The sequence below is a fragment of the Microbacterium sp. UFMG61 genome (assembly GCF_015354505.1).
Lineage (GTDB): Bacteria > Actinomycetota > Actinomycetes > Actinomycetales > Microbacteriaceae > Microbacterium.
On the sequence record NZ_JACAFP010000010.1, the window covers coordinates 95,084 to 109,729 of the forward strand.

Genomic DNA, 14,646 nt, shown 5'->3' on the forward strand with positions numbered 1-14,646 from the left:
CCCGAGCTCGAAGGCCTCGCTCTGCGGGGTCAGGCTCGCGAGTCAGCGACGATCTCGACCTTGAACCCCTGGTCGTTCTCGAGCCATCCGGCGTAGTGATCGGGACCACCGGCATGCGGGTAGCGGTCCGCGTACAGCGGTTTCCATCCGTGCGCCGCAGCAGCGGCCATCAGCGCATCGACCTCCGCACGCCGGCCACCCCAGAACGCGAGGTGGTTCACGCCTGCTCGACGGCGATCGTGCTCGGCGGCGGACAGGTTCGGCGAGGTCGTGAGAGTGACGTACGAGCCGCCCGCATCCCAGGTGCGACCACGAGCCCACTCGGCGGTGAGCTCGAACCCCAGTGAGGTGAAAAGCCACCCCCAGCTGTCCGCGGCCTCACCGAGATCGGGCACCCAGATCTCGACGTGATGAATCCCTTTCATCACAGTGCCACTCACCCCTGAGCGGGCCGGGCGAACTCCGCGACGAACGGCGCCAGCGATGCGCCGATCTCGGAGGCCGACCGCTTGCGGCCCTTGACCTCGAAGGTGTGCCCTCCACCCTCGATCCAGACGACTCGTGCGTTCCGGCAGGTCTCGACGACCTCCTCGAACTGCGACACCGGCTGGATGAAGGGATCGTTCGTCCCCTCGATAAACAGCTGCGGGACGATGATCGCCGGAAGATGCTCGGATCTCGGTTTCTCGGGCTTCCCCGGGGCGTGCAACGGATAGCCGAGATACGCGAGGCCGTCGACGACGAGCCCCTCCGCCACGGCCATGGAGGCCATCCGTCCGCCGTACGACTTGCCGGTGGCCCAGATCGTCGCGCCCGGGTCCTGCTCCCGCGCGTGCGCGACGACCGCGCGCCAGGTCGCCGTCGCGTGCGTCGCCGGCCCGGGCATCCGCCGGCCCTGCTCGACGTAGGGGAAGTTGAAGCGGAGCGTCGAGAAACCGAGGAGCGTGAGCGCATCCGCGAATCCGGTCAGGAAGGGATGGTCCTTACCTGTCCCTGCGCCGTGCGCGATGATCGCGGTCGCCCCTCCGGCACCGCCGGCCCAGTCGGCCGAGACGGTCATGGGGCCGGTGGGCAGGTCGACGGCGATGTCGGTCATCAGCCGCGAAGGTACGGGATCGCGAACGGCACCCGCATGGCCCTGCCGGCCGAGGCCTTGACCATGCCGATGATCACGAGGACGACGTGGAGCACCGAGACCGCGAAGTAGAGCGTGATCGGGATGCCGATCGGATAGAAGCCGCTGGACGGCGAGCCCGACGTCAGCGTGAAGAGCACCACGAAGTGCGTGATGAGGAGTCCCGTCGACACGAGCAGGTAGGTGAGCCCCCAGTTCAGCGCCACCCGGGCGTTCTCGCGGGCCACTCCACCGAAGCGACGGGAGGATCCACCGCTCACAGCCATGGCGATTCCCGAGGCCAGGCCGCCGACGAACGGGACGGGGATGAAGATCAGCAGCCCCAGAGCCCAGGGCAGGAGTCCGCGCGGAGGCGTCGCGACGGGGTACGCACCCGCCGGATAGGCCGCAACGCCGGGGGTGCCGGTCGGATAGGCGGGTGCCTGTGGCGGCGCATAGCCCGGAGCCTGCTGCGGGGCGACGTACCCCGGCGCCTGTGGCGGCGCGTAGGCGGGCGCGGGCTGTGGAGCCACGTACCCGGGCGCCTGCGGAGGAGAATAGCCCGGCGCCGGCTGGGCCGCGACGTATCCGGGTGCCTGCGGAGGCGCGAAGTCCGGTGCCTGCCGAGGGACCGCGTACCCGGGTGCCGTGGACGGCACGTAGGGGTTCTCCGGCGGGGCCGGAGGCACCGGCGGGGCCGGAGGCACCGGCGGCACCGCCGACTTCTCCGCCTCGGTCTCAGAAGTCGAGTCGTTCCGGGAGTCCGTCATCAGGCGGTCCCCGCCGGCTTCGGAGGAATCCCCGGCGCTCCGGGATCAGTGGTGTCGGTGGGCGGCGCGACCGGGTCGGCGGGCCGCGGCGGCACGGCGGGCTCTTCGGGGGGCGTCTGGCCTCCCCCGAGCGGCGGCGTCGGCGCTGCACCGGGCTCCGTCTCGGCGCCCGGCGTGGGCTCCTCGGGGACGGGCGGTGCGGTGGGCGCGCTCGGAGTGCCGGGCGTGATCCTCTCGCCGTAGCGGGGCGGCTCATCGAGGTTCACCGGCGGGCGCACCGGAGCGGGCTTGGCCGCGCCGAGCGCCGAGCGCGCCTTGGCCAGCGATGCGGCCTGAACGCGCACTTCGTAGTGATCGGCCGCGAACTGGGTCACACTGGCGAAGTCCCTGCGGCGACGAACGATCGCGTAGGTGACGAGGCTCAGCAGCATGCCCAGCGCGACTCCGATGAACACGAAGCCGACGAAGAGCTGGATCGGGACCTCGGGGTTGCCGATCACGAGGATCGCCGAGAGGAAGAGACCGATGAGCACGCCGTTGACAGCGCCGGAACGGGCGGCTGCGGCATAGCCCAGGCGCCCGGTGATGCGCTCGACCGTGCGGACGTTCTGCCCGACGATCGCGATGTCGCGCGCGGGCACCTCCTGTGCGATCAGTTTGGACACCGTCTTCTGCGCGCCCTCGTAATCGCGGGTGGACGCGACGATCTCGCCCTCATCGCGGCTGTCAGCTGGACGGTTCAGCATGCTCATCCCGCCATTGTTCCATGCCTATCGATGAGCGGCCCGCGAGCTCCGCCCGACGGCGCCCTCCCCTCGGCGCGCAGGGCCTCCTCGCAGGCCCTGCGCACTACGCTGGACAGGTGAGCACACAACGGGTATTCGCCGCGCGCCTGGCAGGCTGCGCCGTCTTCGACCCCGTGGGCGACCGGCTCGGCAAGGTCCGAGATGTCGTCATCGTGTACCGAAGTACCGCAGCCCCGCGTGTCATCGGTCTCGTCGTCGAGATCCCCGGCCGTCGGCAGGTGTTCCTCTCGATCGGGCGGGTGACCTCGATCCGTGCGGGCCAGGTCATCACCACCGGGCTCATCAACGTGCGGCGGTTCTCACCGCGTGCCGGAGAAGTGCGGGTGCTCGCCGAACTGCTCGGGCGCAGAGTCGACCTGGTCGACGGCAGCGGCAACGCGGTGATCGAAGACGTCGCGATCGAGCCCAACAGGCTCGGGGAATGGGCGATCAGTCAACTCTTCCTGCGCCGCCCCAAGACCAGCGCATCGCCGTTCGCCAAGGGGCCGACGACGTTCGCCGCCTGGAGCGAGGTGTCGGAGCAGCGGTCTCCCGGTGAGGCCCAGTCCGCCGAGCAGCTCGTCGCGTCGTACTCGGAACTGCACGCGGCGGATCTCGCGAACACTCTTCTCGATCTGCCGCAGCAGCGCATGATCGAGGTCGCGGAGGAGCTCTCCGATGACCGCCTCGCCGACGCCCTCGAAGAGATGCCCGAGGACGAGCAGGTGCACATCCTCGACCGGCTCGGCGATGAACGCGCCGCCGACATCCTCGACCAGATGGAACCCGACGACGCGGCCGATCTGCTCGCGCAGCTGCCCCCCAACCGGCTGGAGCAGCTGCTCGAGCTCATGGAGCCCGAAGAAGCCGAGGACGTGCGGATGCTGCTCCGCTACGGCCCCGACACGGCCGGTGGCCTCATGACGCCGGAGCCGATCATCCTCTCCGCCGACGCGACCGTGGCCGAGGCTCTCGCGCTCATCCGGCGCCACGAACTGCACCCCGCTCTCGCCGCGGCGGTGTTCGTGACCCTCCCCCCGTTCGAGACTCCGACGGGCCGACTGCTCGGCATGGTGCACTTTCAGCGGATGCTGCGCTATCCCCCGCACGAGCGACTCGGTGCGATCGTCGACGACAGCCTCGAGCCCGTGGCCGTCACGGCATCCGCTGCCGAGGTGGCCAGGATGCTGGCCAGCTACGACCTCGTCTCGCTCCCCGTCATCGATGCCGCCCATCGTCTGGTCGGCGCGATCAGCATCGATGACGTGCTCGACTACCTGCTTCCGGACGACTGGCGAACGCACGACGACGATGAGCCGACGATCCCGGGGAAGGTGCGCTGATGGCCCGTTCGCGCTCGCGCTCCCCCCAGCTGGATGCTCCTCTCGGTCGCGGATCGTCGCGACAGCGATCCACCTCGCGTGATCGATTCGGTCGGTTCACCGAATGGGTGGCGAGAGCGATGGGCACGCCCGCGTTCCTCCTGATCCTCACCCTCTTCTGCGTGCTCTGGATCTGCTGGAACACCCTGCTGCCCGACCACCTGCGCTTCGACGACGCGGCCCTCGGTTTCACCGCCCTCACGCTCATGCTCTCTCTGCAGGCCTCGTATGCGGCACCGCTGATCCTCCTCGCGCAGAACCGGCAGGACGACCGCGACCGCGTGCAGATCGAGCAGGACCGTCAGCGCGCCGAGCGCAATCTCGCCGACACCGAGTATCTGGCCAGAGAGATCGTCGCGCTGCGCATGTCGCTCGAGGAGCGCAACAACCAGGTCGTGACCCGCGACGTGCTGCGTCAGGAGCTCAAGGCGCTCCTCGCCGAGCTCGGTGAGAACGACGACGAGCCCCGCGACACGTCCCGGCCCGGCACCCGTTCGTCATCGTGAGCTCCGCCGACGCCGTGCGGGCGGCCGTCGCCGCCGTCACCGACCCCGAGCTGCGCCGTCCCATCGGCGACCTCGACATGGTCAGAGACATCTCCGTCACCGCCGGGCAGGCCGATGTGTCGATCGTCCTGACCATCGTGGGCTGCCCCGCCGCCGCCCGTATCGAGTCCGACGTGCGCGCCGCGGCCGCATCCGTTCCGGGCGTGACGGATGTGCGGGTCGACGTCGGGGTGATGACTCCGGGCGAGCGCAAGGCTCTGACCGAGAAGCTGCGCGACGGACGCGCACCTCGCCAGATGCCCTTCGGCCCCGACTCCCTGACCCGTGTCATCCTCGTCTCGAGCGGCAAGGGCGGCGTGGGCAAGTCGACGGTCACCGCCAACCTGGCGGTCGCTCTCGCCGAGCAGGGTCTCGCCGTCGGCCTGGTCGACGCGGACGTGCACGGCTTCTCGATCCCGGGGCTGCTCGGGATTCCCGCGGGCACGCAGCCGACCCGCATCGACGACCTCATGCTCCCGCCGGTCGCCCACGGGGTGAAGACCATCTCGATCGGCATGTTCCTGCGCGACGGTGAGGCGGTCGTCGCCTGGCGCGGTCCGATGCTTCACCGCACCGTGCAGCAGTTCCTCACCGATGTGTTCTTCGGCGACCTCGATGTGCTCCTGATCGACATGCCCCCGGGCACCGGCGACATCGCGATCTCGATCGGCCAGCTGCTCCCTCACGCCGAGGTGCTGGTCGTCACGACGCCGCAGGCAGCGGCCTCCGATGTCGCCATCCGCAGCGGCCTCGTCGCACGGCAGACCGGGCAACGGGTGATCGGCGTGATCGAGAACATGGGTCCCTTCACGCTTGCGGACGGAACGGTGATCGATCTCTTCGGCTCCGGCGGCGGGGCCGCTGTGGCCGCCGCGCTCTCCGAGACCGATCCGGTGCCCCTGCTCGCCTCGATCCCGCTGAGCCCGGCTCTGCGCGAGGGCGGCGACGACGGCACTCCGATCGTCGTCGGAGACCCCTCCGATGCTGCTGCCCTCGCGATCGACGGCCTGGCCCGGAGTCTCGCGGGCCGCGGCCGAGGACTCTCGGGACGTCCGCTGCCGTTGTCGCTCGGCTGAATCTCTGTCCCTCGGCTGACGCTCCGCCGCTGTCAGCGGCGCGAGGGCGCCGTGCGTCGGGTGACGAGCCGACGCAGCAGGATCACGAGGGGTATCAGCACCGCCAGCGGCGGACACAGCACGGCGCAGAAGACGAGGATCTCGCCGATGCCGAAGTCAGCGGCTCCCGTCCGGCCGAGTCCGATGCCGCCGACACCGAACGAGTCGCCCGCCACGAGGTAGTCGCCGCCATAGGTGTCGAGTGAGTCATCGCACCGCACCAGATGTGGTCCGGCATCGACGGCGGTGAACTGCGACCGCTGCTCGAAGCCCGGGCGCGGAGTCATCCACCAGAGCACGTCGTTCCAGCTGAGAGCGGAGCCGCCCCGCTGCGCGAGATCCGAGCCGTCGGGGCCTGTGACACCGCACTCCATCGTCCCCAGCATCGCCGATCGCCCGCTCGCCCAGATGCCCGCCGTCTCTCCTGCCGCCAGCTCGACCGAGATCGTACGCCCGATCATCGCCGGCTCCGCCTCATCGATCGACCGGACGATCGGCATCACCCACATCAGCCAGATCAGCACCGACGCCGCGGCGCAGATCGCGGCAGCGACGAACGCCGCCCGATCCCTCGCCCGCAGCCGATCCGTCGAACGGGGTGACGTCACGTCGCTTCGAGGTCGAACGGCGGAGGATTCGCCACGGAGAACTCCGGGCGCACACGCACCGGCCGCACGGGCGTCACCTCCGGCTCCGCGACGACCGTGGCAGCCTGCGTCGCGGCCACGGCGGGAGCGTCTTCGAAGAGGGCATCGCGAATGATGCGGCGCGGGTCGTACTGTCGCGGATCGAGCTTGCGCCAGTCGACGTCGTCGACCTCGGGACCCATCTCCTCGCGCACGCGGGTCTTCGTGTCGCGCAGGAACTCTCCGGCGCGCCGAGCGAGCTTCGCCACGCTCTCCGCATAGCGAGGCAGCCGCTCAGGTCCGACGAGAAGAACAGCGACCAGACCGATCAGCAGAATCTTCTCGAATGAGATCCCGAGTTCCATCTCACCAGGCTACCGCCGCGCCTGCCTCCGTGCCGCGCACCGAGCGCATACGCTGGGGGAACACACATCTCAGTCGGGAGAACAGGGCAATGAGCGAGAACGATGCGAACGCACGTTTCCTCCGGGAATCCATCGTGGAGCCGTCCTCGATCGCGCGCGCTCGTGCCCACGCCGTCGAACTCGGCGCAGCGCCCGTCAGCGCTGCCGTCGGGTCGCAGCTCGCCGTTCTCGCCGCAGCGACGAACGCCAGGTCGATCGTCGAGATAGGCACCGGTGCAGGCGTCTCCGGGCTGTGGCTGCTGAGGGGCGCACCCCAGGCGGTGCTGACCTCGATCGACAACGAGCCCGAGCATCTCGCCGCCGCCCGTCAGGCCTTCGCCGACGCCAGAGTGCCCGCCACCCGCGCGCGCTTCATCAGCGGACGCGCAGCCGATGTCCTCCCCCGCATGAACGAATCCTCATACGACGTCGTCCTGGTCGATGCCGACGCGGAGAACGTCATCGAGTACGTCGAGCACGGTCTGCGCCTCGCGCGGGCCGGCGGCATCGTCCTCGTTCCGCGGGTCCTGGCAGGCGGGCGCGTCGCAGACCCCGTGCAGCGTGACGCGGTGACGTCGGCATACCGCTCACTGATCCAGGAGACGCAGGAATCGGCTGCGGTGCTCGCCACCGTGTCGATGTCGGGCGAGGGCCTGCTCCAGCTGATCCGGATCGCTGAGGCCTGACGCCTCGCTTCGGACGCGAAGAGGGCGACGGATCGGTGATCCGTCGCCCTCTTCGTGTATGTCTCCGCTCGACGCGGATGGATGTCGTTCAGGCCGGCGCCACGACGGCTGCCAGCACGTCGTGGAGTTCCTTCGCCTCTGCGTCGTTCACGGACACGACCAGGCGACCGCCGCCTTCGAGGGGGACGCGCACGATGATGAGTCGCCCTTCCTTCACGGCCTCCATGGGTCCGTCGCCAGTCCTCGGCTTCATCGCTGCCATCGTGGGCTCCTTTTCCTCCGGTGGTATCTCACCAGTTTATCGGTTGTCACCGAACCCTGTACGTCACCCGTGAAGAAATGCATCAAGCATTAACATTCACGGAACCTGCCAGAACGTGTTGCCGAGGGCATACATGCTGTGGATCCATGCCCATTGCCCGATGAGACAGGCGGTCAGAACGCCGAAGCGCCATACACGCGAACGCGGCACAGCGACGGCGCCCCAGAGCGGGCTCAGGGGCAGGAGAAGCCGGAAGGTGCTCGACTGGGGGAAGAACACCGCGAGCAGGTAGAGCAGATACCCGGCGCTCCACAGTCGCAGGTCAGAACCGAGCTTTCGCACCTGAGGGCTCAGAAGAAGGACCGCACTCGCGCCCGCGACGAGGATCACCAGCGCGACCGGCCCCAGAGCACTGGGGAGTCCCCACTGCGCGAACCAGAACTGCGACGCCTGCACCCAGCCCTCGAAGGGCACGAAGCCGGCCACGCCGCCGGCGATCCAGTTGCGCCGCCACGAGAGCTCGGTCGCCAGGTACGCACCGGGATCCCCGGTCACGATGGCAGCGATCGCCTGCCAGGCGAAGCCGCACACGGTGGCCAGCACCCCCAGAGCGATGATGTTCGCGACATCGCGGCCACCGAGTGGGTCGTCGCGGCGACGTATCCACCGCACGATGCCGTGGAGTCCGAGGAACAGGGCGAAGGCGAGGATTCCGGGGCGGGTGAACGCCATGACGGGGATGATGACGTAGAGCCATCCGTAGCGGCGGCGGATCGTGAGATCCAGGGCGAGGAAGAGCAGAAGGAGGAAGAGCGTCTCGGCGTAACCCACCTGGAACATCGCCGCGAGGGGCCCGGATGAGAAGAAGACGACCGCCCACATCGCAGCCGACCGTCCGATGCGATCACGGAGGAGTCGGTGGAGTGCCAGGCAGGCGAGATACCCCGCCACGAAGGAGAGCAGGAACGCTCCGACGCCCCAGGAGCCGAACAGCAGTCCCAGGAGCTTGGCCGCGTATGCGAACACGGGCATGAATGCCCAGGCGTTCTCGGCGACATCGCCGGATTCGGTGAGCGGGAGGTCGCTCGGGTACCCTTCCTCGGCCACGAGCCAGTACCACTGGGCATCCCACCCGAGCACGAAGTCGACGAGTCCCGGCTCGACGCCGAACCGCGAGAGCGAGGTCGACTGCGCAGCCGCTGCGATCATCAGCCCGGTGGTCACGACGCGCGCCGAGAGGTAGATCAGCGCGATCCGCAGTGGCAGAGGCAGCTGCGCCCAGCGTCGCGCGAGGGTCAGCGCGACGTCAGCCATGCCCGCAGTCCGCGCTCGACGGCGTCGATCTGCGCGAGGGGGACCCTCTCCTCGTCGTGGTGGGCGAGGTGCGGGTCGCCGGGGCCGTAGTTGACGGCGGGGATGCCGAGCGCCGAGAAGCGCGCGACGTCGGTCCACCCGTACTTCGGACGGGGCTCGGCACCGACGGCTGCGACGAACTCCTGGGCGATGGGAGCGTCGAGTCCCGGTCGCGCCCCCTCGGCCGCATCGGTGATCTCGACGTCGAACCCGGCCAGAAGGTTGCGGATGTGCGCCTCGGCGTCGGCCGCCGACTTGCTCGGCGCGAACCGGTAGTTGACCTCGACCTCGCAGGCATCGGGAATCACATTGCCGGCGACTCCGCCGCTGATGCGCACCGCGCTCATGCTCTCGCGATAGAGCAGGCCCTCGACCGGAACCTCTCGGGCCCGGTACTCGGCGAGACGAGCGAGGATCGGAGCCGCGCGGTGGATGGCGTTCTCGCCGATCCAGGCGCGTGCCGCGTGCGCCCGGACGCCGGAGGTCCTGACGATCGCACGCATCGTGCCGTTGCAGCCGCCCTCGACCTCGCCGTTCGACGGCTCGCCGAGGATCGCGAAGTCGGCCCGGAAGAGGTCAGGGCGCACGGCGGCGAGCAGTGCGAGACCGTTTTTCGACGCCTCGACCTCTTCGTTGTCGTACCACATCCAGGTGATGTCGACCGAGGGCTCGGTGAGCTCTGCGGCGAGCTTCAGCTGCACGGCGGTGCCGCTCTTCATGTCGACGGTTCCGCGGCCCCAGAGGTAGGCGACGCCGTCGATCTCGATGTCCCGTGTCGGCACGTTGTCGTTGATCGGCACGGTGTCGATGTGGCCTGCGATCGCGACCCGCTGCGCGCGCCCCAGGTTCGTCCGGGCGACGATGGTGTTGCCGTGTCGGATCACCTCGAGATGGGAGTACGCGGAGATCGCCTCCTCGATGGCATCCGCGAGCGTCTTCTCGTCACCCGACACACTCGGGATGTCGCAGATCGCGCGGGTCAGGTCGGCGGAGGACGCTGTCAGATCGAGCACCATGCCCCCAGCCTACTTACCCCGACATCTGAGCGATGGCGGGTGCCTGGTCGCGATAGCGTGGAGACATGACTGAGGCGCGCACCGTGTGGGGTACCGGACTTTCGACGATCGCCGGCGACGGCACCGTTCTCGACGCCTGGTTCCCCGAAGTGCTCACCGAAGCCCCGTCGGCAGGAGACGCCGCGGCCGCGCTCGTCACCCTCGAGTCGCTCGCCGGCCCTGACGAACGCCGCAACGTGACGGTCGACACCGTGCAGCTGCAGATCGACCTGGATGCCGCACCGGCCTCAACGATCGACGCCTACCTGCGCCTGCACGCGCTGTCGCACCTTGTCGTGCGTCCGAACGAGCTCAACCTCGACGGCATCTTCGCCCACCTGCCGAACGTCGCCTGGACCAATGCGGGCCCCGTGCACCCGGCCGACGCCGCCCGGCTCCGCCCGCTCCTTCAGCGCGCAGGGATCCAGGTGCAGGGTCTCGACAAGTTCCCTCGACTCACCGACTATGTGCAGCCCGCAGGAGTGCGCATCGCCGACGCCTCGCGTGTACGCCTCGGCGCCCACCTCTCCCCCGGTACGACGGTCATGCACGAGGGCTTCGTGAACTTCAACGCGGGAACGCTCGGCTCATCGATGGTCGAGGGGCGCATCTCGCAGGGCGTGGTCGTGGGCGACGGCAGCGACATCGGCGGCGGTTCGTCGATCATGGGCACTCTGTCGGGCGGAGGGGCGCACCGGGTATCGATCGGCTCCCGCACGCTGCTCGGCGCCAATGCCGGTATCGGGATCTCGCTCGGCGATGACTGCGTCGTCGAGGCCGGTCTCTATGTCACGGCCGGCACCAAGGTCGTGCTCGTCGACGGCCCGACCACGGCTGACGGTGTCAAGAAGTCGGTCAAGGGCGCCGACCTCTCGGGCCAGGACGGCCTGCTGTTCCGACGCAACTCCCTCACAGGCACGGTCGAGGCCGTCCGACGCGCGGGCGTCGGCGTCACCCTCAACGAGGCGCTGCACGCCTGAACGACGCGCGGGGATGCGCGGCATCCCAGGCTTCTCCTTCGGGCGCGTGATAGTGTCGAGGCGACGCTCCTCGCGATGCGAGACGTCTGCGTCGTCGACACGCTCCCGCGCCACTTGCCTGGTTCTGGCCATTTCGAACGGCGAAACGATGCGCGGTCCCGCGCCGTCGCCCACCTTCCCGCACCCGGCCTGATGGTTCGTGCGTGCATTCTCGGAGATACTTCATGACTTCCTTCCTCGATCTCGGCGTGCCCGCCGACCTCGCCGCCGTCCTCGCGAAGGACGGCAAGACGGAGGCGTTCGCGATTCAGCGCGACACCCTCCCCGATTCCCTCGCCGGTCGTGACCTGCTCGGTCGCGGCCGCACCGGCAGCGGAAAGACGATCGCGTTCGCACTCCCTCTCGTCTCGCGCCTCGCGGCTTCGACGCGCAAGAGCCGCCCGAACCACCCTCGTGGCCTCGTGCTCGCTCCGACCCGCGAGCTCGCCACACAGATCGCCGCGACCATCGCGCCGCTCGCGGCGGCCAAGGGCCTGCGCGTCGCCACCGTCTTCGGAGGCGTCAGCCAGCGTCCGCAGGAGCAGGCGATGCGCGACGGCGTCGACATCGTCGTCGCGTGCCCCGGCCGTCTCGAAGACCTGATGAAGCAGCGCGTGGTCCAGCTCGACGCCGTCGAGGTCACCGTGCTCGACGAGGCCGATCACATGGCCGACCTCGGGTTCCTTCCGGGCGTCACGCGCATCCTCACCGCCACTCCGGCCGGCGGCCAGCGCCTGCTGTTCAGCGCGACCCTCGACCGCGGCATCGACACCCTCGCCCGCCGCTTCCTCTCGAATGCCGTCAGCCACGAGGTCGACGAAGAGAGCGTTCCGGTCGGCGAGATGACGCACCGCGTGCTCGTGGTCGACTCGACCGACAACAAGACCACACTCGTGCGCGACCTCGCCTCGGGCACGGGCCGCCGCATCCTCTTCACTCGCACCAAGCACCAGGCGAAGAAGCTGGCGAAGCAGCTCACCGCTGCCGGCATCCCGGCCGTCGACCTGCACGGCAACCTGTCGCAGAACGCCCGTGAGCGCAACCTCGGCGCCTTCTCGTCGGACCCCGCAGACGGCGGAGTGCGCGTTCTCGTCGCGACCGACGTCGCCGCCCGTGGCGTGCACGTCGACAACGTCGATCTCGTCGTCCACGTCGACCCGCCCATGGAGCACAAGGCCTACCTGCACCGCTCCGGTCGCACCGCTCGTGCGGGCGCAGCCGGAACCGTCGTCACCGTCGTCCTGCCCGAGCAGCGCCGCGATGTGAAGGATCTGCTCCGCAAGGCGGCCATCACCGCCGCGCTCGAGCCGGTCACCTCTGATGCCGTCACCGAGCTCGTCCCCGAGCGCGCACCGCATGTGCGCCCGGCGCCGGTTCAGCAGCAGCAGCGCCAGGCGCCGAAGCAGCGTCCGGCCGGTGGCGAGCGGAACGGCGCAGCCAACCCGCCGTCGCGTCGCAGCCGTCGCCCTCGCTCCGGTCAGGGCGGTCAGGGACAGGCCGCATCGGCAGGGTCCCGTCAGGGCGGCCAGTCCCGCTCCGGCGGCCAGGGTGGCCGCGGTCGCGGTTCGCAGGGACGCTGACCCACAGACGACACGAGCGGGTGCGTCGATGCTCAGGCATCGACGCACCCGCTCGTCGTTTGCGGGCGCGATCAGCCCCGGGCGCGCCGCGCCTCGGCCACGATCTGCGGATCTGAGCATCCACGCACGAACCCCGCCAACCGGCGCCTGATCTCGACACCGAGCACGCGCACGCCGACCCATTCGGCGATCGGTGCGAGCCACGCGGGGCGACACGAGAAGTTGTACTTCCACACGGCGAGAGTGCCTTCAGGCACCTCGGTGAATCGCCAGCCGCCGCCGAGCTTGGTGAAGAACCACGGCCCTGTCTCCATAACCATGCCCACGTTGGTCGGCGGGGCGTAGGAGACGTACCGGCTCACCATCGAGAAGCCGAAGCGCTGGCGCGTGTAGGTGCGCACGTCCTTCGCCGCGACAGCCGCGCCGTCGAGGAAGTGCTGCTCGCTGATGAACGGGTCCCAGCGTCTGCGCACGGCTCCGGTCGTCTGCGAGACCGCGAAGGCCGTCGCCGGATCCACCGGAACGACGGCCTCTGCGGTGACGACGGGCATCGCGCGTCGGATCAGCGGGTCTGGAAGGTGCGCTCCGGGGACCCCGTGTAGAGCTGCTGCGGGCGGCCGATCTTGGTCTGCGGGTCGAGCTGCAGCTCGCGCCACTGTGCGAGCCAGCCCGGGAGGCGTCCGATCGCGAACAGCACGGTGAACATGCGCGTCGGGAAGCCCATCGCCTTGTAGATCACGCCGGTGTAGAAGTCGACGTTCGGGTAGAGACGACGCTCCTTGAAGTAGTCGTCCGCGAGCGCGAGCTCCTCGAGCTCCTGCGCGAGGTCGAGCAGCGGGTCGGTGACACCGAGCTCTGCGAGCACCTCGCCGGCGGCCTCCTTGACGAGCTTGGCGCGGGGGTCGTAGTTCTTGTAGACCCGGTGGCCGAAGCCCATCAGCTTCACGCCCTCTTCCTTGTTCTTCACGCGCTCGACGAAGCGCGAGACGCTCTGACCCGAGTCCCGGATCTGACCGAGCATGGTGAGGACGGCTTCGTTCGCGCCGCCGTGCAGGGGGCCGGAGAGAGCCTGGATGCCGGCGGAGATCGACGCGAACTGGTTCGCGCCGGTCGATCCGACCAGACGCACGGTCGAGGTCGACGCGTTCTGCTCGTGGTCCTCGTGGAGGATCAGCAGAAGCTCGAGGGCCTTCGACATGACCGGGTTGACCTGGTACTCCTCGGAGTGCACCCCGAAGTTGAGCTTGAGGAAGTTCTCGACGAAGCCGAGCGAGTTGTCGGGATACAGGAAGGCCTGACCCACGCTCTTCTTGTGCGCGTACGCGGCGATGACCGGCAGCTTGGCGAGCATGCGGATCATGTTCAGCTCGACATGCTCGGGGTTGTGGGGGTCGGTCTGGCCCTCGTAGTACGTCGAGAGCGCTGCGACCGCGGACGAGAGCACCGACATGGGGTGCGCCGTGTGCGGCAGCGCGGAGAAGAAGCGCTTGAGATCTTCGTGGAGCAGCGTGTGCCGACGGATCTTCTCGTCGAACTCGGCGAGCTCCGCAGCAGACGGGAGTTCGCCGTAGATCAGGAGCCAGGCGACCTCGAGGTAGCTGGTGTTGCCCGCAAGCTGCTCGATCGGGTAGCCGCGATACCGCAGGATTCCCTTGTCGCCGTCGATGAACGTGATCTCGGACTTGGTGGACGCCGTGTTGACGAATCCGTAGTCGAGACCCGTGTAGCCGGTCTGCCGGGTCAGCGTCGAGAAATCGATGCTGTCGTGCCCCGCCGTGCCGCGCACGAGCGGGAACTCTGCCGTCGTCTCACCGATCGTCAGCTTCGCCGTCGCCTGCTGCTCTGCCGCTGCGCTCACGCGGGCCTCCTCGTGGATGTTCATCAAAGCCGGATGTGGCGATGTCACGGCGCCGTGCGCCGGGCCGAATCGAGATCATCGATACACGACCG

The 14,646-nt window shown here is 69.1% G+C and carries 17 protein-coding genes; 6 read left to right on the forward strand and 11 right to left on the reverse strand.

Annotation, left to right across the window (positions count from 1 at the left end; all coding sequences use genetic code 11):
• Window positions 1-29 precede the first annotated feature (29 nt).
• The 4 genes from IXW21_RS13235 to IXW21_RS13250 are packed head-to-tail and all read right to left on the reverse strand — an operon-like array spanning window position 30 to window position 2,636.
• Entirely contained in the window at window positions 30-425 is a 396-nt protein-coding gene (locus tag IXW21_RS13235; RefSeq protein ID WP_194764722.1) for a VOC family protein, read from the reverse strand.
• 11 nt (window positions 426-436) lie between these two features.
• Window positions 437-1,096, reverse strand: a complete 660-nt coding sequence (locus IXW21_RS13240; protein WP_194764723.1) for an alpha/beta family hydrolase — start codon at window positions 1,094-1,096, stop codon at window positions 437-439.
• On the reverse strand, window positions 1,096-1,884 hold the full coding sequence (locus IXW21_RS13245; RefSeq protein ID WP_194764724.1) for a DUF4870 domain-containing protein: 789 nt from the start codon (window positions 1,882-1,884) through the stop codon (window positions 1,096-1,098). Before IXW21_RS13245 ends, IXW21_RS13240 begins: the two co-directional genes overlap by 1 nt.
• Window positions 1,884-2,636 (reverse strand): general stress protein, encoded by a 753-nt coding sequence (locus IXW21_RS13250; protein ID WP_194764725.1) that lies wholly within the window; start codon window positions 2,634-2,636, stop codon window positions 1,884-1,886. The genes IXW21_RS13245 and IXW21_RS13250 overlap by 1 nt, the downstream gene beginning before the upstream one ends.
• A gap of 110 nt (window positions 2,637-2,746) precedes the next feature.
• Between IXW21_RS13250 and IXW21_RS13255 the strand changes: the two genes are divergently transcribed.
• Genes IXW21_RS13255 through IXW21_RS13265 form a run of 3 tightly spaced genes read left to right on the forward strand, consistent with a single transcriptional unit; the run spans window position 2,747 to window position 5,672 of the window.
• Window positions 2,747-4,012 carry a magnesium transporter MgtE N-terminal domain-containing protein gene (locus IXW21_RS13255; RefSeq protein ID WP_194764726.1) on the forward strand — a complete coding sequence of 422 codons (1,266 nt, stop codon included), beginning with the start codon at window positions 2,747-2,749 and terminating at the stop codon, window positions 4,010-4,012.
• Window positions 4,012-4,557: a DUF1003 domain-containing protein gene (locus tag IXW21_RS13260; RefSeq protein WP_194764727.1), complete on the forward strand. Its 546-nt coding sequence runs from the start codon at window positions 4,012-4,014 to the stop codon at window positions 4,555-4,557. The genes IXW21_RS13255 and IXW21_RS13260 overlap by 1 nt, the downstream gene beginning before the upstream one ends.
• The gene (locus IXW21_RS13265) at window positions 4,554-5,672 is read left to right on the forward strand and encodes an Mrp/NBP35 family ATP-binding protein (RefSeq protein WP_194764728.1); all 1,119 of its coding nucleotides are present in this window, start codon (window positions 4,554-4,556) and stop codon (window positions 5,670-5,672) included. The genes IXW21_RS13260 and IXW21_RS13265 overlap by 4 nt, the downstream gene beginning before the upstream one ends.
• Before the next feature lie 32 nt (window positions 5,673-5,704).
• On the opposite strand, the gene IXW21_RS13270 is transcribed toward IXW21_RS13265, so the two are convergent.
• Window positions 5,705-6,319, reverse strand: a complete 615-nt coding sequence (locus IXW21_RS13270) for a hypothetical protein (RefSeq protein ID WP_194764729.1) — start codon at window positions 6,317-6,319, stop codon at window positions 5,705-5,707.
• Window positions 6,316-6,702, reverse strand: a complete 387-nt coding sequence (locus IXW21_RS13275; protein ID WP_194764730.1) for a twin-arginine translocase TatA/TatE family subunit — start codon at window positions 6,700-6,702, stop codon at window positions 6,316-6,318. Before IXW21_RS13275 ends, IXW21_RS13270 begins: the two co-directional genes overlap by 4 nt.
• Window positions 6,703-6,791: 89 nt before the next feature.
• On the opposite strand from IXW21_RS13275, the gene IXW21_RS13280 reads away from it, so the two are divergent.
• Window positions 6,792-7,427 carry an O-methyltransferase gene (locus IXW21_RS13280; protein ID WP_194764731.1) on the forward strand — a complete coding sequence of 212 codons (636 nt, stop codon included), beginning with the start codon at window positions 6,792-6,794 and terminating at the stop codon, window positions 7,425-7,427.
• Between the two features lie 88 nt (window positions 7,428-7,515).
• On the opposite strand, the gene IXW21_RS13285 is transcribed toward IXW21_RS13280, so the two are convergent.
• From IXW21_RS13285 to dapE, 3 genes are all read right to left on the reverse strand, one after another.
• Window positions 7,516-7,689, reverse strand: coding sequence for a DUF3117 domain-containing protein (locus tag IXW21_RS13285; RefSeq protein ID WP_017203323.1), 174 nt, complete (start codon window positions 7,687-7,689; stop codon window positions 7,516-7,518).
• A 96-nt stretch (window positions 7,690-7,785) separates the two neighbouring features.
• Window positions 7,786-9,003 (reverse strand): hypothetical protein, encoded by a 1,218-nt coding sequence (locus tag IXW21_RS13290; protein WP_194764732.1) that lies wholly within the window; start codon window positions 9,001-9,003, stop codon window positions 7,786-7,788.
• Entirely contained in the window at window positions 8,985-10,058 is a 1,074-nt protein-coding gene (dapE, locus tag IXW21_RS13295; protein ID WP_194764733.1) for a succinyl-diaminopimelate desuccinylase, read from the reverse strand. Before dapE ends, IXW21_RS13290 begins: the two co-directional genes overlap by 19 nt.
• A gap of 65 nt (window positions 10,059-10,123) precedes the next feature.
• On the opposite strand from dapE, the gene dapD reads away from it, so the two are divergent.
• Complete coding sequence (gene dapD / locus IXW21_RS13300; RefSeq protein ID WP_194764734.1) at window positions 10,124-11,077, forward strand: 2,3,4,5-tetrahydropyridine-2,6-dicarboxylate N-succinyltransferase; 954 nt, start codon at window positions 10,124-10,126, stop codon at window positions 11,075-11,077.
• 224 nt (window positions 11,078-11,301) lie between these two features.
• Window positions 11,302-12,696, forward strand: a complete 1,395-nt coding sequence (locus IXW21_RS13305; RefSeq protein WP_228528522.1) for a DEAD/DEAH box helicase — start codon at window positions 11,302-11,304, stop codon at window positions 12,694-12,696.
• Window positions 12,697-12,767: 71 nt separating this feature from the next.
• On the opposite strand, the gene IXW21_RS13310 is transcribed toward IXW21_RS13305, so the two are convergent.
• Complete coding sequence (locus IXW21_RS13310) at window positions 12,768-13,247, reverse strand: SRPBCC family protein (RefSeq protein ID WP_194764735.1); 480 nt, start codon at window positions 13,245-13,247, stop codon at window positions 12,768-12,770.
• An 11-nt stretch (window positions 13,248-13,258) separates the two neighbouring features.
• Complete coding sequence (locus IXW21_RS13315; protein ID WP_194764736.1) at window positions 13,259-14,578, reverse strand: citrate synthase; 1,320 nt, start codon at window positions 14,576-14,578, stop codon at window positions 13,259-13,261.
• Window positions 14,579-14,646 lie beyond the last annotated feature (68 nt).

Coding starts and splice junctions, on each gene's coding strand:
- IXW21_RS13240 (WP_194764723.1), bottom strand. CDS start 1,096: ATGACCGACATCGCCGTCGACCTGCCCACCGGCCCCATGACCGTCTCG.
- IXW21_RS13290 (WP_194764732.1), bottom strand. CDS start 9,003: ATGGCTGACGTCGCGCTGACCCTCGCGCGACGCTGGGCGCAGCTGCCT.
- IXW21_RS13245 (WP_194764724.1), bottom strand. CDS start 1,884: ATGACGGACTCCCGGAACGACTCGACTTCTGAGACCGAGGCGGAGAAG.
- IXW21_RS13260 (WP_194764727.1), top strand. CDS start 4,012: ATGGCCCGTTCGCGCTCGCGCTCCCCCCAGCTGGATGCTCCTCTCGGT.
- IXW21_RS13315 (WP_194764736.1), bottom strand. CDS start 14,578: ATGAACATCCACGAGGAGGCCCGCGTGAGCGCAGCGGCAGAGCAGCAG.
- IXW21_RS13305 (WP_228528522.1), top strand. CDS start 11,302: ATGACTTCCTTCCTCGATCTCGGCGTGCCCGCCGACCTCGCCGCCGTC.
- IXW21_RS13310 (WP_194764735.1), bottom strand. CDS start 13,247: ATGCCCGTCGTCACCGCAGAGGCCGTCGTTCCGGTGGATCCGGCGACG.
- IXW21_RS13285 (WP_017203323.1), bottom strand. CDS start 7,689: ATGGCAGCGATGAAGCCGAGGACTGGCGACGGACCCATGGAGGCCGTG.
- IXW21_RS13250 (WP_194764725.1), bottom strand. CDS start 2,636: ATGAGCATGCTGAACCGTCCAGCTGACAGCCGCGATGAGGGCGAGATC.
- IXW21_RS13275 (WP_194764730.1), bottom strand. CDS start 6,702: ATGGAACTCGGGATCTCATTCGAGAAGATTCTGCTGATCGGTCTGGTC.
- IXW21_RS13280 (WP_194764731.1), top strand. CDS start 6,792: ATGAGCGAGAACGATGCGAACGCACGTTTCCTCCGGGAATCCATCGTG.
- IXW21_RS13235 (WP_194764722.1), bottom strand. CDS start 425: ATGAAAGGGATTCATCACGTCGAGATCTGGGTGCCCGATCTCGGTGAG.
- dapD (WP_194764734.1), top strand. CDS start 10,124: ATGACTGAGGCGCGCACCGTGTGGGGTACCGGACTTTCGACGATCGCC.
- dapE (WP_194764733.1), bottom strand. CDS start 10,058: ATGGTGCTCGATCTGACAGCGTCCTCCGCCGACCTGACCCGCGCGATC.